The sequence below is a fragment of the Bacillus sp. TH50 genome, assembly GCF_016650565.1.
GTDB lineage: Bacteria > Bacillota > Bacilli > Bacillales > Bacillaceae_G > Bacillus_A > Bacillus_A mycoides.
The window spans coordinates 2,043,023-2,068,910 of record NZ_JAEKFM010000003.1; the positions used below are offsets into that span (position 1 = coordinate 2,043,023).

Sequence of the window (25,888 nt, forward strand, 5' to 3'; positions counted from 1 at the left end):
GAATGTAACCTATAAACATAACTAGGAGGGATAAATATGTACCAAACTATTGAAGGTTTTCTACAATCATGGACATACGAGGCTGAGTCTACTCAAAAGATGCTCGATGTATTAACTGATGAATCTTTATCACAGGAAATTGCACCTGGGCACTGGACTTTAGGGAGAGTCGCTTGGCATATCGTTACAGCACTTCCTGTTATGCTATCAGGGACAGGGCTTAAGTTTGAAGGAGAAACGAAAGATTATCCTGTACCAACTTCAGCAAAAACAATTGCAGATGGGTATCGCAAAGTGAATACGGCTTTTATTGAAGCACTTCAAAGTGAGTGGACTGATGAAGACTTAACTACTATTAATAACTTCTTTGGTCGTCCTATGCCGAATTCTATATTTTTAATGACACTCATCAATCATCAAAATCACCACCGCGGACAGATGACTGTTTTAATGCGTCAAGCTGGCTTAACAGTCCCTGGTGTATATGGTCCTGCAAAAGAAGAATGGGCTGCTACTGGAATGGAAGCTCCCAAAATGTAACGACAGAAAAAGACAAGGTGTTTATGCACCTTGTCTTTTTCTGCAACTTGTTTCATGTGAAACTATTTTCTACTAAATGGTATTTTATGAGAAAATACGTTAAGATAAATTCATATTAATTGGAGGGAACTAAATTGAATACAAAAAACAAAAAAATAACAATAAGAACTCTCTTACTAACTTCTATCATTGGAGTTATCGGTGTATCTCTTTATTTCACAAGTTATGGTACCCCTTGGGGAAAACAAACAGCAATTGCTGAATCAAAAGAGTATATTACAAAATACTTTAATCTAGATGCAAAAGTCAAAAATACTTCTTACGATTCTAAAATAGATAGCTATGCAATCTCCTTTGAAACAAATGAAGATGGAGAGTTTACTATCGAATATAAAGGTCCAAATAACTTTAACATTTCTCCAGGAGTTCAAGAATATTTAAGTAAACACTACAAATATACAGAGTAGTAATGAAGCATACATATACAAAAAAGAGTTGGTGTAACGCCAACTCTTTTTTACTTATTCTTTTCACACTGTTACGTCTTCTCTTTCAATGTTTTTAATTCCGTAATAAGCAATCGCCATACCGATCACTGCAAATGTGAATTGAAGGGGGAGAAACGTCGCTATAGGAAATATTGGCTGGTTATTAAGTGCAATTGACACAACGATAAGAGATGCAACGATTGTAGTTGGTACCGAACGTTTACGCATTCCAAAATATAGAGGGATTAAACTCATTCCAGCAGTGGCAATGGCTAAAGGAACAAGGTTTATCCCTTCTTGCGTCAATTGATCTACTGTGAATGAATTAGGAAGAATTGAAAAATAGCTATCTATCCCAAAGAAAACTCCTACTACTAAAATGTTAGATAAAATAACTGTTATAAATGTTACTATCGCTGTAATAGCCAACTTACTAACCATCATTTTCTTGCGGTTAATTGGATAAGAAAACATGAGTAATATTGTTTTGTTTTTATATTCATCAATTATCAACTTTGCTATTAGCACACCACCAAAAACAACAAATGTCGCTCTTACTAACGCACTAGCCATCAACAAAATTATCTGTGGATCCCTTATTTCTGGATCAGCTTCTACTGGAGCAACGATGCTCGTAGAGATCATTAATGCTAGTATAGCGATATTTGCAATAACTGCTCCTTTCACATACCATCCGAGTTTAAACTTCTTCAGTTCTAGCTTCATAAGACGTAGCATGATAGTCCTCCTTTCATTTAAATTTTAATCGATATAAATTACCCCTGTTTCACTTAAAATCTCCACTTTGTTTTTTGCATCACCAATAGTTCCTTCTTTTATCTTTTCTGTATTTTTATCTTTCTTAAGTCCGTTTACATTCACCATTATGTCAGCCGAATTACTTTTAGCCGTAAGCTTTAAAGAAGCCGGAACACCTTTATACCTTACGCCAATATCTCCTGATTTTGTTTCTACAAATAATGATTTTCCTTCTTTCATATCTTTCAGTAATACTTCCCCAGATGTTGAAGTGATGTTCATATTTGAGTTACTTACATTTGTTATATAGTTATCACCAGTCGTAGACTTTATATTTAACTCTTGTACTGAACTATCTTTTAGAACTAACTCTCCACTTTGCGATATGAATTCACCTTTCTCTGCGGATAGTCCTACAATCATTTCATCTCCAGACTTGCTTTTTGTGACGATATGTTTCACTGCTATATCGCTTATTTTCACATCACCAGATTTATTATTTAATACAATTTTATCTATTTCTTTCTTCGGAATAAATATAGAAATGATATTCTTCTTCCTAAACGTAAAACCATTAACGAATCCGTTCATCTTCTGTTCTTGCTTAATCATCATTTTATTTCCGTCATTTTCTATTTTAACGGGATCTATCTCTTTATCTAATCGTTGGCCTTGAGCCGAAATTACTATTTTGTTAGCGTCTGTACTTTTAAATTCAATATCCCAGTTTTCATTGTCCACTTCTATTTCTTTTATATTATTTATCTCAAAAGACTTTTTTTTCTTAAAATCTTTCCCCTGCAATGTCTTAAAACCAAAAACCACACTAGCAATTGTAATCAATAAAATTGCAATTACTATTATTTTTTTCACTATTCATACCCCAGTTCGTTGTTGTTTTAAGCTTGCTTCACGCCACATCGATCTTGTCGATTTTACGATATGAAAAATAACTAATTAAAATCCCTAATAAGCAGAGCACAATTGGGATAAATATAAAATCAAACATACTTACTTGACCGTTTCCAGTACCAACGTTACCGTTAATTATCATCGCGATTATTACTGCAGAAGTAATCGTTGTCGGTGCCGATTTCTTTCTCATCCCAAAAAATAAAGGAATTAAACTTATACCAGATATCATAAATGCATTTATAAAAGCAGCCGGAACAGTAGCTATTATTTCGCCCATCGTAACAGGTGTTTCAAGTAGGCCCATCATTGGATTCATACAGAATAGAAGCAAACTAATAATGAAAGTAGCGATAATCGTGCTCACAAAGCAAAAACTAAAAACAATTGCTAATTTCGCTCCCATTACCACTTTTCTTTGCAGTGGGTACATAAACAATAATTGCATTGTTTTATTCTTGTACTCATCAATTACTAAACGTGATAAAATGACCGAACTAAAAATAATGAATGTTATCCTAATAATAAGATTTGCTAAAATCATATATTTTGTGAAGTCAGTGATTGCCGCGTCTCCTTCACCTTTCATTCCCAATGCCATAAGGCTCACCGCAGCAAAAATTGCTATAATACAAATGGCTACCCCTTTAAAGTAACTAGATAATTTATGTTTCTTCCATTCAAGTTTCATTAATTTAAACATATAAACCACGCCTCCATTACTGACATAACTACCTCTATGCTACTAACATTCTAATTCCAGCCGTAACTACGCTTACTATCCCTATCACTAGTGCAATTAACAACCATTTCCGCTCTGGTTTTCTATAATATAAAATCCCACTTATGAACATTACGATCAATCCACTTACTAGATTCACTAACAATCCATTAAGCATGAATGCCCTCTCCATCCATTACATTTAAGAAATACTCTTCTAAGGAACTATGTTTCTTATTAATACTTTCAATTTCCACATCGTTCATAATAAGTGCTTTTGAAATGGCTTGCTGAGATGCTGCCGTATCATACACACGAATCATATTTCCACTCATTATTTTGTAGTTTTTTATACCAAGTTTATCTTCTAAAATATAAGCTGCACACTTCACATCAGGAACAGTAATTTCAATATACTCTGTTTGTTTTCCGTTAATACTCTTCATTGAAACTTCTTTTATTAGTTTTCCGTTTTGAATCACACCAATTGTATCTGCCATTTGTTCCATCTCACCTAAAATGTGACTAGAAACTAATAACGTAATGCCATATTCTTTGCAAAGCATTTTAAATAAGTCTCGTAACTCTTTAATACCAATTGGATCTAAACCGTTAATTGGCTCATCTAAAATAAGTAGTTCTGGCTTTGTCATGATCGCCCTTGCAATACCAAGTCGTTGTTTCATTCCTAATGAAAAATCTTTTACTTTTTTATTATCTATACCGTGCAGTTTCACTAAATTTAAAGCATGATCAATTGCGTTTTTATCGTAATATCCCATATATTCACAATGTAATTCTAAGTTTTCCTTCGCCGTTAATTTATCATAAAAGATTGGATATTCAATAATTGTCCCCATTCTTTTTAATACTTCATAAGATGTGTCTGTTAACTTCTCACCGAAAATTTCAATATCACCGCTCGTCGGTTTTATTAAATTTGTAATCATTTTCATAATCGTTGTTTTACCCGCGCCGTTCGGTCCTAAAAAGCCGTAAATCTCTCCTTTTTTCACATGCATATTAACACTAGAAATAACTTCTTTCCCTTTAAACACTTTCGTTAACTGGTTCGTTTTTAATATATATGTCATGTCACTTTCCCCTTTCGCACTACTCTATATTTCTATAATAGACAACGGAAATCTCTTTTTTCTTACCCGTTCCTTACAAATTCCTTACGCTGAAAAAAAAGCTTGTAGAATCTACTTCTCTACAAGCTAAAACAGCATCTTTGTTAATACAACTGTAAAAATTGTTTTTTCATACGGCTTACTAGAAAGATGTATTTCTCCGTCCATCGCTTCCACAAGCCTTTTCGTAATCGTTAACCCTAAACCGCTTCCTTGGTACAATCTATTTCTCGAATCTTCAAGTGTGTACATACGCTCAAACACTTTATCAATATGAGATTCATCAATTCCTTTTCCTGTATCCCATACGTCTATATACACACTCGTTTCATCATCTCTTAAAGTCATACCAAGTATCTTTCCATCGTCCCCATATGTAATCGCATTTGATATTAAATTATTCAATACTCTGCCTAATACTTCTACATTTCCAAGTGCATATATATTTCTTTCTGGTATATCAATATGGACATGAAAACCTTTCGTCGTCACTAAATCATAGAAAGATAAAATCTTCTCGCGGCAAACTTCATTCATATTTACTTTTGTCATCTCGATTGCCTTGTCACCAGATTCTAATTTTGCTAAATCAAAAAACTTATGAATCATCCCCATAACTTCCAGCGTTTTTACATGCACCTTTTCAAGTAATATTTGCTGTTCTTCCTCATTTATCGTTTTATCCTTATTTAACATTTCTGCATATCCAAGAATAACTGTTAGTGGCGTTTTTAAATCATGTGAAATATTTGAAAGCATTTTTCTCATCGAAATTTCCACTTTCGCATGATCTGCATTCGTTTTCTGTTTTGCATCTAATAAATGATTAATCGCCACTAATAACTTTTGCAATTCCAGATTATCTGTCATAACGAGTAACTTCTCACCTGTTTTTTCATTTACAATACCTTCTAATTTTTCATATGTGTACCGTAAATTATTGCTGCTAGTTTTTCTCATTTTATACTGTATGTAAATGACACATAACAATATAAAAATAATACCAATTAACAGATTGACCATATTACATCCCTTCCAACTTATAGCCGATGCCCCATAACGTTTTAATATATTCTGGATTAGATGGATCACTTTCAATTTTCTCACGTAATCTTCTCATATGAACATTTATAACGTTATCGTCACCGTAATACTCGTCATTCCAAACTAACGTATATATTTGCGCTTTCGTAAATACACGATTTTGATTCTTTACGAACAGTTTTAAAATCTCAAATTCTTTTAAAGTAAGTTTGAGCGACTTTCCGTTTTTTTCCACAGTGAAATTAATTGGATCGATTGTTAAATCACCAATCTGAATGGCCTCATCTTTCGATTCCACCGCTGAGTACTTTGTAGATCTTCGAATAGCAGCTTTTACACGTGCTGCCAATTCAATCATAGAAAATGGTTTACAAATGTAATCATCTGCTCCCAGGCCTAATCCAACCGCTTTATCAACATCCGTATCTTTTGCTGACATCATTAAAATCGGAACTGCACTTTTTTCTCGAATGATTCGCACAACCTCTAAGCCATCTAACTTTGGCATCATAATATCGAGGATAATCAAATCAAATGAACCTTTTAAAAATGCGTTAACTCCTTCTTCTCCATCAGATGCGATTGTAACTTGAAAACCTTCTTTTACTAAATATGTTTCAACCATCTCTTGAATTGAGATATCATCTTCAACTAATAAAATATGATGTGACATATTTCTATCCCCTTTTTTAACAAACATTAACAATTTAATTGTATCGTAACGAATGAATGCTGGAAAGAATTATATGAATTTTCAAACCAACTTCCCTTCCTTCCTTAACAATGATATGATGAAATTCACTACGATTGTTCATAATTAACTTTATATAAAGGAGACTTATCATGTCAGAAAACAAAAAAGTAAGCTTAGCTGATTTAATGCGCGAACAACTTGCGAAGAAAAAGCAAGGAAATGGAAACGGCTCAAATAATGGAAGTCAAAGTCAAGAAACGAAAAAATTACAAAACCAACAAACGAAGAAAACAAACAACCAACGTAGACGTACAGGTGTATAAATGAACGGGCAAAAACGATCTAACATTTCATCAGGTCTTGAAGTTGATATTGTATTAAAACAAGATCAACGTACAGGTAAGCTAACAAGAGGAATTGTAAAAGATATTTTAACGAACTCACCTTCACATCCGCACGGCATTAAAGTAAGATTGCAAGACGGACAGGTTGGCAGAGTACAAAATATTATTCAATAAGAAAAGGAGCTCATTTAAACTTGAGCTCCTTTTCTTATTTTCATTAACCTTTAATTTTTTCGATGAAAACTACTTTTAAATAGTCTCCCTCTTTAAATTGATCAATTGTACGGAAATCTTCCGGCAAAGAATGTTCTTCTAATATTTTATATTTACCGTTCATTTCTTTAAATGCTGTATCGATAAAGCCATTAAACTTTTTCATATCGAATGCGCTACAATTTGTAGAAGCAACGATAATACCGTTATTTTCTGTAATGGCAATTGTTTCTTTTAATAAGTTTTTATAATCTTTCGCCGCACTGAACGTATATTTTTTCGAGCGTGCAAAGCTTGGGGGATCAAGTACAACCATATCAAATTTCATCTTTTTCTTAGCTGCATATTTGAAATACAGAAATACATCTTCTACAATAATATCTTGTGCTTCATAATCAATTTCATTTACACTAAACTGCTCAATCGTTTTACTTAAACTACGATTTGCAAGGTCCACACTTGTTGTTTTACTTGCACCGCCAAGCGCTGCAAATACAGAGAAAGCCCCAGTATAAGAGAACATATTTAAAACCGTTCTTCCTTTTGCATATTTATCACGAATTTGTTTTCGAACGTTACGCTGATCTAAAAACACACCAACCATCGCCCCGTCATTTAAATATACAGCAAAGTTTACACCGTTCTCTTTTACGATAAGTGGGAACTCACCGCGCTCTCCTGCGACGAAATCATCACCTTCAATGTATTTCCCTTTCGTATCAAAACGCTTTTTCTCATAAATCCCTTTGAAATTTGCTACTTTTTGAAGTGCTGCTATAATCTCATCGCGGAAAGTATAAACCCCTTCACTATACCAACTTATTACGTAATAGCCGTCATAATAATCGATGATTAAACCACCAAGGCCATCGCCCTCACCATTCAGGGCACGAAATGCTGTTGTATCATTTGATTTATAAAAATCTTTTCGTTTATGTAAAGCAGATTTGATTTTACTTTCAAAGAAAGGTTGATTAATTTGCTCTTTCTCTTTTCTCGTTAAAATCCATCCATATCCTTTATTTTGTTTTCCATAATAGCCTTTTCCGATGAATTGGTTCTTCTCATCTACTACGTTGATGATTGTTCCTTCTTCACGTACATCATTTAAATTTTGAATAGCATCTTTTAAAATAAGTGGATATCCACTTTTAATTTCTTTTATAAACTTCGGTTTTATTTTTATAGTTACTTCAGATCGCATGTAATGTCTTCCTTTCCATTTGAATGCTTTCTAATTAGTAGGAAGCAATGTAAAAAACGAGGCTGAAAAAAGCCTCGTTTCACTATACCATATTATTGCTTTGCTAGTACAACTAGCTCATCCTCTCACATAACCGAAAAAAAATTATATATTTCATTATTACTATTGACAATGATAATGATTTTCATTATCATTTAATGTATATGAGTTCTTGAAAATAAAGGCTACATTTATAGGAGGAATAAACATGATTATTGTTACAAATACAACTAAAATTACAAAGGGAAATGGCCATAAATTAATTGAGCGTTTTAATAAAGTGGGTAAAGTCGAAACAATGTCAGGATTTTTAGGATTAGAAGTTCTTTTAACGCAAAATACAGTTGATTATGATGAAGTAACAATTAGCACTCGCTGGAATGCAAAAGAAGATTTCCAAGGTTGGACAAAGAGCTCAGCATTTAAAGATGCTCACTCACATCAAGGCGGGATGCCAGACTATATTCTTGATAATAAAATTGCTTACTATGATGTAAAAGTTGTACGTATGCCAATGGCTGCAGCACAGTAAGCATATTTCTTTTTTAAAGTATAGAATATGAAGAGTGTTACCACTTCTCATATTCTATACTTTTTTTATTTAATGTCTTTTTACTAGTTTCGCATGTACTACTAATCTTCCCGCTTCTGGATCAAGTGCATAGTCACACGTCGAGAGTGTTACGATTTGATCACTTTCTGTCACTTTTGTATCCGTTTTGTACAGCGATTTTTCTTGAATTTTCTCCAAAAATGATGTGTATTCCGTATCACTACTAAAATCCGTTTCAATGTAATAAAAATCAGTTGTTGTTGTATACACCGAAAACACTTCAAGATCATATCCTTCAAATAATGTATCGTAATATAATTTACGATGCGATATGAAGAAATCTTCATCCAACATTTTCTTTAAACTTCCAAACATAGAACCATCTTTCATACGGTGACCATATAAAATAGTATTTCGATTTTGAGATTTCACATCATTACGATAGTCCATAAAAATGCTTCCTGCTCTCATATCTTCACCTTTATAATTTCGAAATAAATAGTAATCATTGTCTTTTGCTTGAACGATTGGATAATTAATTTGTGTATCATCCATCGTAATCCATCCAACTATTTCTTGGTTAATTTGCTGCAGAACTTTGAACTGTTTACGTACTTCCCCGTCTTGTGATTGCTCTTCCATCGGACTTTTTTCATAAATGTTTTGTGCTTCGGCCATTACTTTACGATTTTCATAGTAATCCATGAAAATATTACCTAATTCATATACTGAATAGAAAAAGGTACCTAAAAAAACAACTGTAAGTATTCGTTGAAAAAAAGAATTCTTCTTCCTTTCTTTTTTGCTACTCAAATTATCACCTCAAAACGGATTGTTCCCATGTTTAAATACCCATTGGGACCATATACAATCCTGTATCTTCATCTTGCTTTACAACGACATCTACACCGTATATCGTCTTTATCATACTTTCTGTCACAACATCATTCGGCTTGCCTTTTGTAACAATTTCGCCGTCTTTCATAACAATGATATGATCACTATAGCGAATCGCCTGATTAATATCGTGTAATACCATAACGATTGTCAATCCTTGTGCTTCATTTAATTCTTTTACTAACTCTAATATTTCAAGTTGATAATAAATATCTAAATATGTTGTCGGTTCATCTAAAAAGAGCATTGGCGTCTTCTGAGCTAACGTCATGGCAATCCAAACACGCTGTCTTTCTCCACCAGATAAAGCATGAATTTCCTTATCACGTTTACTTAGCAAATTCGTACATGCTAAAGCCCTTTCTATTGCTTCTCTATCTTCATCAGTTTGCGAAGAAAATATATTTTTATGAGGCATACGGCCAAAGCTTGTTAATTTCTCTACCGTCATATCTGCCGGTGCTTCATTTTGTTGATGGACAACGGCTAACTTTCTAGCAAACTCTTTCGGTTTATATTGGCTAATTGCCTTCCCATCAAGTATTACCTCTCCACTACGAGGATCGTGATTTCTTGACATCACACCAAGTAATGTTGATTTCCCGCAACCGTTTGGTCCAATAATTGTTGTAATTTTACCAATCTCTATTTCACTACTAACCGACTTTAATCGATCCGTTACATTATCGTACGAAAAGGTTACATTTTTAATTTCCATGAACTTTATCACTCTTTCTAAGCAAGAATATTAAGAATGGGCCACCAATAACTGCCATAATCGTCGCTGCTGGAATTTCGTTAGGTGGCACAATTAACCTTCCAATCGTATCCGCCGTCAAAATTAATAACGCCCCTGCAAGAGCAGAAAATGGAATTAATGCTTTATGGTCTGAACCAACTAGTTGTCTTGAAATGTGCGGAACGAGTAATCCTACGAAAGCGATAACACCTGCAATTGCTGTTGATACTGCCGCTAAGAGTACTGCAATGGCAGAAATAATAAGACGAACTCTCGTCACGTGCAAGCCTAAGTTTTTTGCAGTCTTATCTTGTAGAGATAATAAGTTACACCAAGCTCCGACAAACAGTGCAAGAATAAGACCAATTGTTCCATAAGTAACCATTATTTCTACATCGCCCCACGTCTTCATCGTTATATTAGAAGTCGTCGTTTGCTTAATACTCTTAATGAAGTATCCACAAATCGTAATGAACGATTCATTTAATCCAGTGAACATCGCATTAATGGCAATACCAATTAAAATAATGCGAAGCGGACTTAATCCTGATTTCCATGAAAACGAATAAACGAGATAACACGCAAACGCACCACCTAGAAAGGCGAATACCGGCGTCCAGAAAAAGAATTGCGGGAATAGCGTAATAATAACAAGTGTCATAAAACTTGCTCCTGAAGATATCCCGATTACCCCAGCATCAGCAAGTGGATTTTTCATGACAGCTTGGAAGAGCACGCCCGAAACAGCAAGAGCTGCTCCAGTAAATAGTGCAATAATAATACGTGGGAAACGTAAATCTTTAATCACTTCAACATCTTCATTTCCCCCTGTAAATATCCCTTGTACAAGCTCAACAATACCTACTTCTAAACTCCCTTTCGTTGCTGACAATGATGTCATAACAATAAGCAATACAGTAACAATGAAGAAACTCCAAAATTTTTTATTCATGCTAATCTTCCTTTATATTAAAATGCATCACGGATACATCATTTTTTTCAATTCATCTAGCGCTTCAGTCGCTGCTAAATTTCCTGTCGTTCCAAATAAACGCTCTTCTAAATCGTAAACACGATTATTTTTAACTGCAGCGAAGTGTTTCCAAATATCATTTGTTTTAAATTCTTTATCAAACATTTTTACAACTTCATCAGGCATACCATGTGCCGCTCGTAAAATAATGTCTGGATCAGCTTTTTTTAAATACTCTGTATTAGAAGCTAAATACTCTACTTGTTCACCTTGTACAATGTTTTTACCACCTAATTGTTTCACTAAATCTCCAATATAAGAATGCTCTGTTGCTACTAAATAACTCCCCGGTACACCTAATAAAATAAGCACTGTCGGTTCTTTCTTGCCCTTTACTGCTTTTTGAATCTCTGCAACCTTGTTATCTAACTTAGTTACAACTGCTTCAGCCTGCTTTTCACGTCCATATTGCTTACCTAAATTACTAATGGAATTTTGCATATTTTTTAAACTTGTTAGATCTAAAAAGTTTGCTTTCATACCTACACCATCAAAAACTGGCTTTAATTCATATTCAAGTGTTGTCACGGATAATACTTCTGACGGCTTTAATGATTTTACCTTTTCCATATCAGGACTCATCGGATTCCCAACTTCAGATAAACCTTTATATCTCTTTGGTAAATCTTTAGTACTTGTTGGTACACCAATTAAATCTACTTCTAACGCATCCATAATTTCAGTAACAGCAACTGTCGTTGCAACAATTCTCTCTTTACCCTCACTCTTTACCTGTTTTGCTGCTTCTTTTTTGGGCGCCGAGCATCCAGCTACACTCACTAATAGAATGATAGCCATTAGTACACTAGCAATTTTCTTCACTCTCAATCACCACTCCTTTCCAAACAATATGAAACAAGTCTTGATGCATGCGAACATGCATCAAGACTCCAAAAATTACAATCTTCCTGCTCTATATTTACGAACTAGTAAAGCAAGTGACCCAAGCAATAGCACCATGTATAAACCTAGTTGTGCTGTATCTGCCGTTTTTGAGTTTTTCTCTTTTTTTGGATCATTTTTTTGATCTTCTTTTTTCTTCTTATCATCTGCATTTCGGTTAAAATCAGGATTATCTACTTTTTTTACATTATCTACTTTCGGTGTAATCACTGGATTGTTCGGATCATTTTTCGGATCTTTTTTTGGATCCTCTTTAATTGTTCCTAACGCACCAATATTATTTGTATCAAATTGAATTTGGACATCGTAGAAATGATGGTAGTTCATCTCATCAATGTCTACTTTCACTTTTGCATTTAATTTTTTAAATAAATCTTCTACTTCAAATTGTACTACTCGCGTATTTGCATTTTTATCTTCACTTACTACTTTTGCATCAGCAAAAAGACTATTGTTTTCTGTTTGGAATTTCGTAATCCACGCACTATTTTTCAGCGTCATCTCAATGTACTTTTTACCATCTTTAACGATTAATTTTGCTGGATTTACAGTATAGTCATGCATCTTTGAAAGTTCTTCTGTTTTGTTTTTTAACACTTTAAATGTAATATCATATTGACCATCTACTAAATTTTTCGAATCAACTATTACTTTCGGTGTATTATTTCCACCTTGATTGTCATTTCCGCCTTGGTTATCGTTTCCGCCTTGGTTATCGTTTCCACCTTGGTTGTCGTTTCCGCCTTGGTTATCGTTTCCACCTTGGTTATCGTTTCCACCTTGGTTCCCTAAAGCTTTGATACTATCTTGATCAAATACAAATTGAACATCGTAGAAATGGTGATAATTCATTGAATCAATATCTACTTTTACTTTTGCATTTAATTTTTTAGACAAATCATTTACTTCTACTTCTACTACTCTTGTATTTTGCTCTTTATTTTCACTTAATACTTTTGCATTAACGAACGAGCCATTCTTCTCAAAATCAAACTTTGTAATCCATGTACTATTTGTTAATGTAAACGATACATATTTCTTACCATCTTTTACTTTCAATACACCTGGGCTTTTTGTGTATGTATTCATCATTGATATTTCATCTGTTTGATCTTTTAATACTTTAAAGCCAATGCTGTATTCACCGTCTTTAAGAGCGTTTGGATCAATTGTTGTATTATTGCCTTGGTTGTTGTTTCCACCTTGGTTGTCGTTTCCGCCTTGGTTGTTGTTTCCACCTTGGTTATCATTTCCGCCTTGGTTGTCGTTTCCGCCTTGGTTGTCGTTTCCGCCTTGGTTGTTATTTCCACCTTGGTTGTCGTTTCCGCCTTGGTTATCGTTTCCGCCTTGGTTATCTAACGGTTTAATGCTATCTTTATCAAATGCAAATTGAATATCATAGAAATGATGATAATTCATTGAATCGATATCGACTTTTACTTTTGCGTTCAATTTTTTCGATAAATCTGCTACTTCCACTTCCACTACACGCGTATCAGCTTTCGTATCTTCACTCAATACACTCGCATCAACAAACGAACCATTTTTATCAAATTCAAACTTTGTAATCCAAGCGCTATTCGTTAATGTGAATGATACATATTTTTTACCATCTTTCACTTTTAACACGCCTGGACTCTTTGTATACGTGTTCATCATTGAAATTTCTTCTGTTTGATCTTTTAAAGCTTTGAAATTGATACTGTATTCACCATCTTTAATTGTTTCAGCATCTGGATTTTTGTTTCCATCTGGTTTTTCTACTTCCGGTTTCTCTACTTCTGGTTTCTCTACTTCTGGTTTTTCTACTTCTGGTTTCTCTTCATTTTTAATTTGTTCAAGCTTATCTTGTTCAAATAAAAGTTGCACATCATGTGTTTGCTTATAGTTTCTTGATGCCATTTCGATAAATACTTTTGTATTCAGTTTTTTAGATAAGTCGTTTACTTCAAACTCTACTACTCTTGTATCTTTTTCTTTATCTTCACTCACTACTTTTGCATCAACAAACGCACCATCTTTTTCCGTTTGGAAATTTTTAATTAATGAGCTACTTTTTAGTGTTACAATTGCTTTTTTCTTACCATTTTCTACTTTTAATACCCCTGGATTTACCATGTAAGTATTCATCTTAGATTCTTCATCTGTTTGATCTTTTAACACTTTAAACGGAACGCTGTACTCTCCATCTTTAATTGTTTCAGTATCTGGTTTTTCTACTTCCGGTTGTTTCTCTTCATTTTTAATTTGTTCAAGTTTATCTTGTTCAAATAAAAGTTGTACATTATGTGTTTGCTTGTAACCTTGTGATGCCACTTCAATAAATACTTTTGTATTTAGTTTTTTAGATAAATCGTCTACTTCAAATTCTACGACTCTTGTATCTTTTTCTTTATCTTCACTCACTACTTTTGCATCAGCAAATGCGCCATCTTTTTCCGTTTGGAAATTTTTAATTAATGAGCTATTTTTTAACGTTACAATTGCTTTTTTCTTACCGTTTTCTACTTTTAATACCCCTGGATTTACCATGTAAGTATTCATCTTAGATTCTTCATCTGTTTGATCTTTTAACACTTTAAATGGAATGCTGTACTCTCCATCTTTAATTGTGTTAGAATTTGGTTGTTGATCTGGGTCAGGCTTTTGGTCGGGCTTCTGACTCGGATCCGGATTTTCATTTGGATCTGGCTTATTAGCTGGGTCCTCTTTTTCATTTGGTTGTTCTACATGAATCGGTGTAATACTATTTTGATCAAATGCAATACGCACATCATAGTCATGATGATAATTTAAAAAATCAATGTCTACTTTTACTTTCGCATTTAATACCTTCTCTACATCGTCCACATCAAATTCTACGACTCTTGTATCTTTTTCTTGATCTTCACTAATTACATTTGTCGCAACAAACTGACCACTTTTTTCCGTTTCAAACTTTGTAATCCATGAACTATGTTCTAACGTAAAGGATACTTTCTTTTTCCCATTCTTCACTTTTAAAGTTCCTGGACTTACAGAGTATTGATTCATCATAGATTCTTCATCTGATGTGTCTTTAAGAACTTTGAAACCGATTGAATATTCACCGTCAGCTAGTTGACTAGCAGCTTGAACTGCAAGAGGTTGTAGCGTTGATACGAATGTGAAAATCGTTAGAAACATTGCAACAACAATTTTAAAATACCTGTTCAATAGAATGACTCTCCTTTTCAAAAAATTCCCAATTATTTAATGCTGTTCCCATCAAATACAAAACGAATATCATATGAAGCGTTATAATTAATAATTGGGATATTAATTTTCACCTTGCCATTTAGTTTTTTTGACAAGTCAGCAACTTCAAATTCTACAACTCTAGTATTCTCTTTTGTATTTTCACTTAACACAGTAGCTTCTACGAATTGACCATTTTTTTCTACTTGTAAACTTTTAATAGAAGTACTATCTTTCACTTTGAATGAAACATATTGTTTTCCATCTTTAACTGTTAATGTTGCCGGACTTTCAAAATAACTATTCATTCTAGATGATTCATCTTTATCGCCTTTCCATACAGTAAAAGCAATATTATATTTTCCATCAGCTAATTTTGTAGCAGCCTTTGTATCTTGTGAACCTAGTGTTGCTATAAACGTAAATAAAACAGCAAATACGGCAATAATCATTTTAAATTGTTTAAACATATATTCATCACCCTTCAAAAGATTTATTTACTTAACTTCACTTTACGAATTAAGAAAACACCTGAAATAAGAATTAACGCTGCAAATAATCCGATGCGTGCTTCATCGCCTGTTTTTGGGTTATCTGTTTTTTCAGCTTTCCCACTTTCATTTGTTCCTTTATTTACATCTTTGTTTGTTTCTTTGTTTGTTTCTTTGTTTGTTTCTTTGCTCTCTTCTTTCTTCACTTCTTCTTTTACTTGTGTATTTTTTTGAGTTTGATCTTCATTTTTTATTGCAGCAGTTGTCTTATTCTCTCCACCTACTGCTTTTACATTTGCATCAAACGCAAAGCGAATTGTGTAGTTATGGTCATAATTTACGTTCGGTACAACAACATGAATTTTTACAGCTGCTGGTTTAGATAAGTCGTCTATTTTAAACTCTACAGTTCTTTTATCTGCAGATTCATCTTTACTAACAACTTTTGCATCAACAAAGTTCCCGTTCTCTGGTGCTTTAAATTCTGTAATCCAAGCACTATGATTCATAGGAATTTGTACTCTCATCTCACCATTTTTTACAATTAACTTAGCTGGTTTTTCAAAATAATCATTTGCCATTGAAGCTGAATCATTTTCTGCTTTTTGTATGACATAGTTAATATCGTAAGTACCGTCAGCTACATTTGCCGAAGCTTGTCCGAATGGCACTACGAGAAAAGCTAGCATACATACGAATGTCATAATAAAAGCGGGTAATACCGAAAACTTTCTCATTTACCTTACTGCCTCCTTGTTTTTCTTTTTTTGAAAATGATAATTATTCTCAATATATAAGAAAAAAAATAATCTTTCTATCTCTATTTTATAACGAGTAACACTATGTAGTTAGAAATATATTGATTATCATTCTCATTGATAGACAAAAAAATAATCCCACCAATTTTTCCTATAAGAATAAACATAAAACTCTTTCATCATTTTATTGATTATCATTCTCAACGAATTTCAAAAAAAATAAACCGCCTAATTCTATCGTTCTATCACCTCTTCTTACAAAAATGATATAGTCATAGAAAACCTCTTCCCTTCCAATATTTCCACAACTAAGTCAATCTTAGCCTACTGGTAATTTTTTTGTCAACTATATTACGTATAAAATTTTTAATATCTGAATTCTTCTATATATAATTTTTCTACAAAAAAAGAGGCTTTCTTTTAAAGAAAGCCTCTTTCCCTTATTTTTCTACAGCAATTTCTTGCTTTTGAAATAAAGAAACTACATATCCAATTGCAATTCCAATGATACCCGGAACTAGCCAACCAATCCCTACACTATATAATGGAATTTTATCTAAAATAGGAGCAAGGGCCGCTACTTGAAGATTTGCATTATGCAATCCATCAAAGAAGCTAATTGCAAATGCGCCTACAATACCGCCTACATACATAGCTAATGGAAGACGAATATAGTTTTCAACAAGTGATAATACGATCAGTACGATACCAATTGGGTAAATTGCAATTAAAATCGGCAATGCTAATGCGTTTAACTGAGTTAAACCAAGATTTGCTACCATAAATGCTAATACAGAGAAAATAAAAATGACTTTTTGATAAGAAAGCTTTGGTAATAACGAAGAAAAATATTCTCCACAAGCTGCTACAATACCGACAGAAGTTGTTAAGCATGCTGCTGTAATTGCGATACCTAATAATAATGTTCCGTAGCTACCAAATAAATGATTCACGACGTTTGTTAAAATAATTCCGCCGTTTGCTCCCATTCCAAGTGAAACACTTGAAGCTCCAAGGTAAGCAAGTGCTAAATAAACAAGAAGTAAGCCAAGTGCTGCAATAAATCCTGCAAAGATTGTTACTTTCGCAATACTGTTCTTATTTGTAATGCCTTTTGCTTTTAAAGCATTGATCACAACATTTCCGAAAACAAGTGCTGCAAGTCCATCTAAAGTTAAATATCCATCAATAAAACCTTTAAAGAGCGGGGCACTATACGCTTCTGTAGGGGCACCAAACTCTCCCATTGGAGTCATAATTGCTTTCGCTACAATAATTGCAATAACAGCTAATAAAATTGGAGTTAACACTTTACCAATGCGCCCCACTAATTTCGATGGGTTTAATGCTAAATAGAAAGTTACCGCAAAGAAAATAAATGTAAAGATGACAAGTGGATAAGCCTGACTAGCTACCTCACTTGGTAAAAATGGTGCAATGCTCATTTCATAAGCAACAGTCCCTGTACGTGGCACACTAACAAATACGCCTAAACATAAATAAATTGCAGTAATGAAAATTAGCGCGAATACAGGATGTACACGTCTTGCTAATTCATTAATATCTCCCTTTAGTGCTATAACAATAACTCCTAATAAAGGCAGTCCTACACCTGTTACGATAAAGCCAAATAACGCGATCCATACATCTGTTCCAGCACCTTGCCCTAACGCTGGTGGAAAAATCATATTACCGGCACCGAAAAACAGTGCAAATAACATTAAGCTTATTGCAAACATCTCAGAAAACTTTAAAGATGACTTCATTTCTACTACCTCCTAATTATTTTATTGACAAAATATTCTGAATTAAAATCCGTCACATATCCTCTTTCAAGCATACTTCCCCGTAAAAGAACGCAAAAAACACCCGTCCCTAACAAAGGGACGAGTGTTGAAATCGTGGTTCCACCCTTATTCTAATAAAATGAATTTATAACGAAATAAGCTCATTTTATAGCTCGTGTAAATTGATAACGGTTTTATCCGCCAAGAATTACAATGCATCTGCAGTTCACTCTTGAAGTTTAGAGGTGGTAAGTTTGTCTTTCCGTATTAGGAAGCTCACAGCCTAAGGCTTCCCTCTCTGAGAATCGTCAAAAACAACTCATGTCCTCATCATTACTTTTATAAAATATGTTGTCGAAACTTGTTGTTTTTTATTATATGGGCTATTTTTTAAAAAATCAATAGTTTTATTTTTTCTGACAAAAAAATATAGGGAGAAAACTTTACACCCTATAACTGCCCTATTAATATTTCTAATTCCTTAGGTGTAATGTCTCGCCATTTTCCAGCTTCAAGCTCATTTAGCTCTATATTCATAATGCGTACTCGCTTTAGCTTTGTTACAGTAAATCCGAAAGCACGACTCATTCTACGAATTTGCCTATTCATTCCTTGCGTTAAAACGATGCGGAATGTAGACTGATTAACTCTCGTCACTTTACATGGCTTCGTCATTCCATCTTTAATCTTTACACCGCTGGACATCTCATCAATAAACCAATCTGTAAACGGCTTATCGACAGTGACAACATATTCTTTCTCATGCTCATGATCACCGTGCAAAATTTGATTCGCAATCGCACCGTCATTCGTTAATAAGATGAGTCCTACCGATGCTTTATCTAATCGTCCAACAGGAAAGATTCGTTCTGGATGATCGATATAATCAATAATATTATCTTCAATATGTTCAGCTGCTGTACAAGTAATTCCGACTGGTTTATGGAAGGCAATATACACCTTTTCTTTCTCTTCTTTTACAATAACTTGCCCATCAATCGTTACAATATCACCTTCATTAACGAGTGCACCGTGCGTACATACTTCACCGTTAATACAGGCACGTCCTGCTTTAATGAGACGGTCTGTTTCACGTCTTGAGCAGGATTTTGCTTCGCTTATGTATTGGTTGATTTTCATGTTTTGTTCCTTTTCTTATAGATTAAAAGCGTCAATCCATGGCGATATCATTATGCCAAGATTGACGCTCCTTTACTTCGCAAAAACAACTAAATAAATAACCCCAATTACCAAAAATATTCCGCAACAAGCTAACAATACTTTTGCAAGTTTGTCCATAAACATATAATGGTTTCCCCTTTTGTTTGGTTGTTTGCTATTTTAATTCGACAACTGTTACGCCTAGGCCTCCCTCGCCCATGTCACCGTAGCGGTAGGTTTTCACACCGCGATGTTTCTTCAAGTAATCTTGTACACCTTGGCGAAGCGCTCCTGTTCCTTTACCGTGAATGATTGATACACGAGGATAGCTTGCAAGCTGTGCATCGTCTAAATATTTTTCAACGCGCATCATTGCATCTTCATAACGTTCGCCGCGAAGGTCTAGCTCTAACGACACGTGATAATCTCTACCCTTCACACTTGCGACTGCTTTTTTCTCAGTTTGCTTCGGTGTATTAATGTATTCCATATTGGATTCTTTCACTTTCATCTTCAGAATACCAATTTGTACGCTCCACTCTGTATCACTTACTTTTTCAAGCAATTGACCTTTTTGACCGAACGTTAACACTTTTACTTCATCACCTGATCGTAACTGTTGTTTTGGCGCTGTGTTTTTCACGTTTACTTTTTGTTTCTTCACAAGCTCTGGCGCTGCACCTTCTAGACGGCTCTTCGCTTCAATAAGCTCATGGTCTTTCACGTTTATAAGCTGTGCTTTACGCAATTGACGAAGTTCTTGAATAATGCCTTCTGCTTCTTGCTTTGCAGCTTCGACTTTTTCTTCCCCTTCTTTTTGCGCTTTTAATAATTTTTCATCGCGCTCATCGTTAAATTCAATAATTTGACGTTGTAATTCACGATGAAGTTTTTCAGATTGCTTACGATGCTCTTCCGCTTCTTTTCGTTCGCGCTCTGCATTTTTTTGGCTTTCTTCTAGCTTTGCAATCATATTTTCGATTTTGTTCGTATCTGTACTAATATGGTTACGAGCGCGATCAATAACGCGATCAGACAAACCAAGACGCTTCGAAATTTCAAAGGCGTTACTACGTCCTGGTACACCGATTAATAATTTGTACGTTGGGCTTAATGTATTCACATCGAACTCAACGCTCGCATTAATAACTTGCTCACGATTGTATCCATATGCTTTTAATTCTGGGTAATGCGTCGTTGCAACAACGCGAGCACCACGGTTACATACTTCATCTAAAATAGAAATCGCTAGTGCAGCCCCTTCTTGCGGATCTGTCCCAGCACCTAATTCATCAAATAGGACTAAACTTTCAAAATCAGCTTTTTCTAAAATATCTACAATGTTTACCATATGAGAAGAGAATGTACTTAAATTTTGTTCAATCGATTGCTCATCACCGATATCAGCAAAGATGTTTTTAAATACACATATCTCTGATTCATCCATTACTGGAATATGAAGACCAGATTGCGCCATTAAGACACAAATACCGACTGTTTTAAGTGTAACTGTTTTACCACCTGTATTCGGTCCTGTAATAACGATTGTTGTAAAGTCTTTACCAAGCATAATGTTATTTGGCACGATAATTTCCGGATCAATAAGCGGATGGCGTGCTTGTTTTAAATCCATGTAGCGTTCATTATTTACGATTGGCTTCGTCGCTTTAATTCGCTTCGCATAAAGAGCTTTCGCAAAAATAAAATCAAGATTTGCAACTACTTCTACGTTTGATAAAACAATATCAGCTTCCACTGCTACTTCTTCCGTTAACATCATTAAAATGCGTTCTACTTCTTGTTTTTCTTTCACACGTGCTTCTTGAAGTGCGTTATTTAATTCCACGATTACTTGCGGTTCGATAAATAATGTTTGTCCAGAAGCAGATTGATCGTGAACAATACCACCATATACGCCGCGGTATTCTTGTTTTACCGGGATTACGTAGCGTTCGTTACGAATCGTTACAATTGCATCTGATAACATTTTTTGCGCGTTTGAAGAACGCGTCATGTTTTCTAATTTCTCACGAATACGGCTTTCCGCAGTACGAATTTGATTACGAATACCACGCAATTTGTCACTTGCGCTATCGACTACTTCACCGCCGTCACCAATACAATTTGTAATCTTCTTTTCTAAATCATATAAAGACACAATTTGTGCGACATGTGTTTCTAAAATTGGAAGCTCAACACCGTTGTCAATCATATCGTCAATGAAACGTTTCATTTGGCGACTACCGTACATCGTACTTGCGATTTCAATTAATTCATGAGGACTTAACATACTTCCAATTTTCGCACGCTTAATATTTGCACGAATATCAGAAATCCCTCCAAGTGGTACATGTCCTTTTAAACGGATGACTTTCGCTGCCTCATCCGTTGTTTCTTGCAATTCCACAATTTCTTCAAAATCTGTGCTTGGCACTAAATTCTTCACTTTATCACGACCAAGTGAAGATGCTGTATGTTCAAGTAATTGTTCTTTTACTTTATTGTATTCTAATACACGCAACGTTCGTTCTAACATGTTGCAGGTCCCCCCTGTATTACTTATTACGTTTAATATAGTCTAATAAACGTTCAATATCCCATGTGTTAATCACGTTATCTTTTTGAATCCAACCTTTACGCGCTGCTGCTACACCTGTTTCCATATCTTCTAACATTTCAAGTGTATGGGCATCCGTATTAATCGCTACTTTTACACCAGCATCTTGTGCTTGTTTTAGTAATTTCGCGCTTAAATCTAGACGGTTTGGATTTGCATTTAATTCTAAAACTGTATTTGTTTCTTTTGCGAGCTGGATTAATAAATCTGTATCTACATCGTAACCCTCACGGCGCCCAAGAAGACGTCCTGTCGGATGGGCAATCATTGTGACATGCTTATTCTCAAGTGCAGTGCGAAGACGCTTCATAATCGTTTCACGGTCTTGTGAGAAGCTAGAGTGAATGGCTCCAATGACATAATCTAGTTCTGCTAATACTTCATCGTCAAAATCAAGTGTCGCATCTGGTAAAATGTCCATTTCAATCCCGCGCAAAATTGTAATGTCTGGATACTTTTCATTCATACGTTCAATTTCTTTCGCTTGTTCACGAAGACGCTCTTTCGTTAAACCGTTCGCTACTTTCAAGTATTGCGAGTGATCAGTAATTGCCATAAATTTATATCCACGAGCGCGGCACGCTTGTACCATTTCTTCAATTGAAAAAGCACCGTCACTCCACGTTGTATGCATATGTAAATCACCCTGTATATCAGAGAACTGAATTAAGTTCGGATACTCTTTAATTAATTCAATTTCTTTTCCATCTTCACGCACTTCTGGTGGGATGAATGGAAGGCCAAAGTGGGCGAAGAATGCTTCTTCTGTTTCGAATGTTTTCACTTCACCGGTCTCTAAGATTTCCACACCGTATTCACTAATTTTCTCGCCTCTATCTTTCGCAATTTGGCGCATTTTTACGTTATGGTCTTTTGATCCGGTGAAATGGTGAAGAGTTGTAATAAATTCTTCTGGTTTTACTAAGCGGAAGTCAATTGAAATATCATATTCATATTGAAGACGAACAGATACTTTCGTATCTCCACTTGCAATCACTTCAATCATATTATCAAATTGTAGTAAATGTTCACGCACTACTGCTGGCTCTGTCGTTGCAATGATGAAATCTAAGTCCTTCACTGTCTCACGAACACGGCGTAAACTACCAGCGCGTGAGAAACGAATTATTTCAGCAACATTCGACAATTTCTCCTCTATTTCCCCGGCAATAGGCAATACCATCGCAATTGGTAAACGCTCTGGACGAGAGCCTACTTGATCAATTGCTTCTAATATTTTCTCTTCTGTTTTCTTACCGAAACCTGCTAAAGCTTGTACTTTATTTTCTTCACAAACAGCTTTTAACGTTTCCATATCAACAACACCAAGTTCTTTGTATAACTTGGCCACCTTCTTACCACCAAGGCCTGGTAGTTTTAATAGTGGTAATAAACTGCTTGGTACTTCTTTTTCAAGTTCTTGTAGTACTTCAGATGTTCCCGATTCTATATATTCTTGAATAACTGCTGCTGTTCCTTTTCCGATACCTGGAATCTTTGTGAAATCTTCAATTTCAGAAAGACTACGGTCATCACTTTCTAGTGCTGCCGCCGCTTTACGGAATGCAGATATTTTAAATGGATTCGCGCCCTTTAGTTCCATAAATAGGCCGATTGTCTCTAGTAATTTGATAACTTGTTTTTTATTCACTTTCATCATTTCCCCGCCTTTCTTTCATAGAAAAAAACTTCTCTTTCCGAAAAAAGAGAAGTTACACTCTGCTACCTGTCTGCCATAGTTCCTTCACCTTTTCAGAAAGAATCGGTGTATCGTCTACAATTATTTTGCTAATTGATGATTTTTGTAATGGTGTTTGTATTTGTTCAATTGGAAGAATTGTTCCAACAATAATTAAGACAAACAGAATGATATACACTTCTAAAAAGCCAAGAAGTGCCCCAGCAACCGCATTGACTTGCTTTAAAACTGGGATTTCTGCAAACATATTCAGTAAATTACCAAGTAGTGAAAGTGCGATTTTTGTAATAATAAATAATACAATAAACGCAATTGCTTGATAGAAGACACCCTCAATATTATTCGCATCTATCCATTCTGGAACAGATACATTCTTATCGAATGGATACGGAATAAATTTCGCAAGCGTTGGCGCTAAATCTTTACAGTACCAGTATGCAACGAGGTATGCGATAATAAAGCTTGTTAACTTTACAAGTTGCAAAATAAATCCTCTGCGTAAACCGAGGAAAAATCCCATAACAAGCAATAAAATGATAATAATATCAATCATGTTTATTCCATTCCTTTTTGTGTCATACTTTCTTTCAACTTCTCATGTTCTTCTTTTAATTTTATGTAATCGTGTATGACGTTTACCGCCGTCAATACCGCTAGTCTACTCGTATCAAGCGAAGGATTCTTGGCATTGAGTTCGCGCATTTTATCATCCACAATCGCTGCTACCATGCGGATATGACTTGTACTTTCATCGCCAACAACTGAATACTGTTGGCCATATATTTCTACATTAATTCGACTTTTATTTCCCTTTTGTTGTGACAACTCACCGGCCTCCAATCACGTACAGAATCCTAAAGTTTATCATACCATGAACCATCATAATATGGAAACAGAAAGAACAATCCGATATGATAAAAATAACAACATAAAAAAGGAGCGACCATTTTGTCAAATTCTATCGTAATACAAACAAGTTCTACAGTAATTGAAGACATGAAACAACAATACAAACAAGCACTTAGCCCCAAAATTCCGCAAGGCGGTATCTTTATGGCAAAGGTTCCATCTTGCACAATTACAGCCTATAAATCAGGGAAAGTAATGTTTCAAGGTGGACGTGCTGAAGCAGAGGCTTCTCGTTGGCAAACTGTCTCTCAAACACCAAAATCCGCTGTAAAAAAATCGGTCAATTCGCATCAATATGCACCACCTTCTTCTATTGGTACAATGTCGATTTTAGGGTCCGATGAAGTAGGTACTGGAGATTTCTTTGGACCGATGACAGTTGTTGCTGTATATGTGGATGCGAAGCAAATTCCACTTTTAAAAGAACTCGGTGTAAAAGACTCCAAAAACTTAAATGATGCTCAAATTGCTGAGATTGCAAAACAACTCCTTCACGTTGTTCCTTACAGCTCCCTCGTTCTTCATAATGAAAAATATAACGAGCTATTTGATAAAGGAAACAACCAAGGTAAACTAAAAGCTTTACTACATAACAAAGCCATCACAAACTTATTGGCTAAAATCGCGCCTACAAAACCAGAAGGCATCTTAATCGACCAATTTACACAGCCTGATACATACTATAAATATTTAGCGAAACAAAAACAGGTACAGCGTGAAAATGTTTACTTCGCTACAAAAGGTGAAAGTGTCCATTTAGCAGTAGCCGCCGCTTCCATTTTAGCTCGTTACTCATTCGTAAAACAATTTGACGAACTAAGCAAAAAAGCTGGTATGCAACTTCCGAAAGGTGCTGGTAAACAAGTTGATATTGCCGCTGCTAAATTAATTCAAAAAGTCGGTAAAGAAAGACTACCTGAATTTGTGAAAGTGCATTTTGCTAATACAGAGAAGGCGTTTCGGTTACTGAAAAAATAACTACTTTTTAGTATCGACAGGATATGGATGAACTAAACAAGGCGAAAAGAATTGAA

Annotated in this window: 27 protein-coding genes and 1 other annotated feature; of the genes, 6 read left to right on the plus strand and 21 right to left on the minus strand. The window is 34.8% G+C overall.

Going from position 1 to position 25,888, the window contains the following annotated elements; translation table 11 throughout:
• Positions 1-36: 36 nt before the first annotated feature.
• On the plus strand, positions 37-540 hold the full coding sequence (locus tag JFU23_RS10580) for a DinB family protein (RefSeq protein ID WP_201031858.1): 504 nt from the start codon (positions 37-39) through the stop codon (positions 538-540).
• 134 nt (positions 541-674) lie between these two features.
• Positions 675-1,007, plus strand: a complete 333-nt coding sequence (locus JFU23_RS10585; protein WP_003191665.1) for a YfjL-like protein — start codon at positions 675-677, stop codon at positions 1,005-1,007.
• 63 nt (positions 1,008-1,070) lie between these two features.
• On the opposite strand, the gene JFU23_RS10590 is transcribed toward JFU23_RS10585, so the two are convergent.
• The 7 genes from JFU23_RS10590 to JFU23_RS10620 form a co-directional block, all read right to left on the minus strand.
• Positions 1,071-1,766: an ABC transporter permease gene (locus tag JFU23_RS10590; protein WP_137056845.1), complete on the minus strand. Its 696-nt coding sequence runs from the start codon at positions 1,764-1,766 to the stop codon at positions 1,071-1,073.
• Between the two features lie 24 nt (positions 1,767-1,790).
• The gene (locus tag JFU23_RS10595) at positions 1,791-2,660 is read right to left on the minus strand and encodes a DUF4097 family beta strand repeat-containing protein (RefSeq protein WP_201031859.1); all 870 of its coding nucleotides are present in this window, start codon (positions 2,658-2,660) and stop codon (positions 1,791-1,793) included.
• 37 nt (positions 2,661-2,697) lie between these two features.
• Positions 2,698-3,402, minus strand: coding sequence for an ABC transporter permease (locus tag JFU23_RS10600; RefSeq protein ID WP_201031860.1), 705 nt, complete (start codon positions 3,400-3,402; stop codon positions 2,698-2,700).
• Positions 3,403-3,436: 34 nt separating this feature from the next.
• Positions 3,437-3,598, minus strand: a complete 162-nt coding sequence (locus JFU23_RS10605) for a hypothetical protein (RefSeq protein ID WP_201031861.1) — start codon at positions 3,596-3,598, stop codon at positions 3,437-3,439.
• Positions 3,591-4,514: an ABC transporter ATP-binding protein gene (locus tag JFU23_RS10610; protein WP_201031862.1), complete on the minus strand. Its 924-nt coding sequence runs from the start codon at positions 4,512-4,514 to the stop codon at positions 3,591-3,593. Before JFU23_RS10610 ends, JFU23_RS10605 begins: the two co-directional genes overlap by 8 nt.
• Before the next feature lie 126 nt (positions 4,515-4,640).
• Positions 4,641-5,576: a HAMP domain-containing histidine kinase gene (locus tag JFU23_RS10615; protein ID WP_201031863.1), complete on the minus strand. Its 936-nt coding sequence runs from the start codon at positions 5,574-5,576 to the stop codon at positions 4,641-4,643.
• Between the two features lies 1 nt (position 5,577).
• Positions 5,578-6,270, minus strand: a complete 693-nt coding sequence (locus JFU23_RS10620) for a response regulator transcription factor (RefSeq protein ID WP_201031864.1) — start codon at positions 6,268-6,270, stop codon at positions 5,578-5,580.
• Positions 6,271-6,440: 170 nt separating this feature from the next.
• On the opposite strand from JFU23_RS10620, the gene JFU23_RS10625 reads away from it, so the two are divergent.
• Together JFU23_RS10625 and JFU23_RS10630 are read left to right on the plus strand one after the other, a co-directional pair.
• On the plus strand, positions 6,441-6,614 hold the full coding sequence (locus tag JFU23_RS10625) for a hypothetical protein (protein ID WP_002015431.1): 174 nt from the start codon (positions 6,441-6,443) through the stop codon (positions 6,612-6,614).
• Positions 6,615-6,809 carry a YwbE family protein gene (locus JFU23_RS10630; protein WP_001014315.1) on the plus strand — a complete coding sequence of 65 codons (195 nt, stop codon included), beginning with the start codon at positions 6,615-6,617 and terminating at the stop codon, positions 6,807-6,809.
• A 43-nt stretch (positions 6,810-6,852) separates the two neighbouring features.
• Here JFU23_RS10630 and JFU23_RS10635 read toward each other — a convergent pair whose 3' ends face one another.
• Entirely contained in the window at positions 6,853-8,052 is a 1,200-nt protein-coding gene (locus tag JFU23_RS10635) for a class I SAM-dependent rRNA methyltransferase (protein ID WP_002067464.1), read from the minus strand.
• 247 nt (positions 8,053-8,299) lie between these two features.
• Here JFU23_RS10635 and isdG point away from each other — a divergent pair, with 247 nt between their 5' ends.
• Positions 8,300-8,623 (plus strand): heme oxygenase, encoded by a 324-nt coding sequence (gene isdG / locus JFU23_RS10640; protein WP_002015426.1) that lies wholly within the window; start codon positions 8,300-8,302, stop codon positions 8,621-8,623.
• A 69-nt stretch (positions 8,624-8,692) separates the two neighbouring features.
• On the opposite strand, the gene srtB is transcribed toward isdG, so the two are convergent.
• The 13 genes from srtB to zapA form a co-directional block, all read right to left on the minus strand.
• Complete coding sequence (gene srtB, locus JFU23_RS10645; RefSeq protein WP_201031865.1) at positions 8,693-9,457, minus strand: class B sortase; 765 nt, start codon at positions 9,455-9,457, stop codon at positions 8,693-8,695.
• 31 nt (positions 9,458-9,488) lie between these two features.
• A complete protein-coding gene (locus JFU23_RS10650; protein WP_002088890.1) occupies positions 9,489-10,259 on the minus strand; it encodes an ABC transporter ATP-binding protein in 771 nt (256 codons plus the stop codon).
• Complete coding sequence (locus JFU23_RS10655; RefSeq protein ID WP_016096039.1) at positions 10,249-11,232, minus strand: FecCD family ABC transporter permease; 984 nt, start codon at positions 11,230-11,232, stop codon at positions 10,249-10,251. The genes JFU23_RS10650 and JFU23_RS10655 overlap by 11 nt, the downstream gene beginning before the upstream one ends.
• A gap of 27 nt (positions 11,233-11,259) precedes the next feature.
• A complete protein-coding gene (gene isdE / locus JFU23_RS10660; protein WP_201031866.1) occupies positions 11,260-12,141 on the minus strand; it encodes a heme ABC transporter substrate-binding protein IsdE in 882 nt (293 codons plus the stop codon).
• A 69-nt stretch (positions 12,142-12,210) separates the two neighbouring features.
• Positions 12,211-15,411 (minus strand): NEAT domain-containing protein, encoded by a 3,201-nt coding sequence (locus JFU23_RS10665; RefSeq protein WP_201031867.1) that lies wholly within the window; start codon positions 15,409-15,411, stop codon positions 12,211-12,213.
• A 32-nt stretch (positions 15,412-15,443) separates the two neighbouring features.
• The gene (locus tag JFU23_RS10670; protein WP_012261783.1) at positions 15,444-15,902 is read right to left on the minus strand and encodes an NEAT domain-containing protein; all 459 of its coding nucleotides are present in this window, start codon (positions 15,900-15,902) and stop codon (positions 15,444-15,446) included.
• A gap of 23 nt (positions 15,903-15,925) precedes the next feature.
• The gene (isdC, locus tag JFU23_RS10675) at positions 15,926-16,660 is read right to left on the minus strand and encodes a heme uptake protein IsdC (protein WP_201031868.1); all 735 of its coding nucleotides are present in this window, start codon (positions 16,658-16,660) and stop codon (positions 15,926-15,928) included.
• A 461-nt stretch (positions 16,661-17,121) separates the two neighbouring features.
• Positions 17,122-18,447, minus strand: a complete 1,326-nt coding sequence (brnQ6, locus tag JFU23_RS10680) for a branched-chain amino acid transport system II carrier protein BrnQ6 (protein ID WP_061673924.1) — start codon at positions 18,445-18,447, stop codon at positions 17,122-17,124.
• A 113-nt stretch (positions 18,448-18,560) separates the two neighbouring features.
• Positions 18,561-18,811 (minus strand) — a binding site (T-box leader).
• A gap of 107 nt (positions 18,812-18,918) precedes the next feature.
• The gene (locus JFU23_RS10685; protein WP_201031870.1) at positions 18,919-19,608 is read right to left on the minus strand and encodes a 23S rRNA pseudouridine(2604) synthase RluF; all 690 of its coding nucleotides are present in this window, start codon (positions 19,606-19,608) and stop codon (positions 18,919-18,921) included.
• 196 nt (positions 19,609-19,804) lie between these two features.
• Positions 19,805-22,165: an endonuclease MutS2 gene (locus JFU23_RS10690; protein ID WP_012261787.1), complete on the minus strand. Its 2,361-nt coding sequence runs from the start codon at positions 22,163-22,165 to the stop codon at positions 19,805-19,807.
• A gap of 19 nt (positions 22,166-22,184) precedes the next feature.
• On the minus strand, positions 22,185-23,903 hold the full coding sequence (gene polX / locus JFU23_RS10695; protein ID WP_002088901.1) for a DNA polymerase/3'-5' exonuclease PolX: 1,719 nt from the start codon (positions 23,901-23,903) through the stop codon (positions 22,185-22,187).
• Positions 23,904-23,958: 55 nt separating this feature from the next.
• Positions 23,959-24,498 (minus strand): CvpA family protein, encoded by a 540-nt coding sequence (locus JFU23_RS10700; protein ID WP_002034246.1) that lies wholly within the window; start codon positions 24,496-24,498, stop codon positions 23,959-23,961.
• 2 nt (positions 24,499-24,500) lie between these two features.
• On the minus strand, positions 24,501-24,770 hold the full coding sequence (gene zapA / locus JFU23_RS10705; protein ID WP_002088902.1) for a cell division protein ZapA: 270 nt from the start codon (positions 24,768-24,770) through the stop codon (positions 24,501-24,503).
• Positions 24,771-24,893: 123 nt separating this feature from the next.
• On the opposite strand from zapA, the gene rnhC reads away from it, so the two are divergent.
• Entirely contained in the window at positions 24,894-25,832 is a 939-nt protein-coding gene (gene rnhC, locus JFU23_RS10710) for a ribonuclease HIII (protein WP_098635294.1), read from the plus strand.
• Positions 25,833-25,888: the final 56 nt, after the last annotated feature.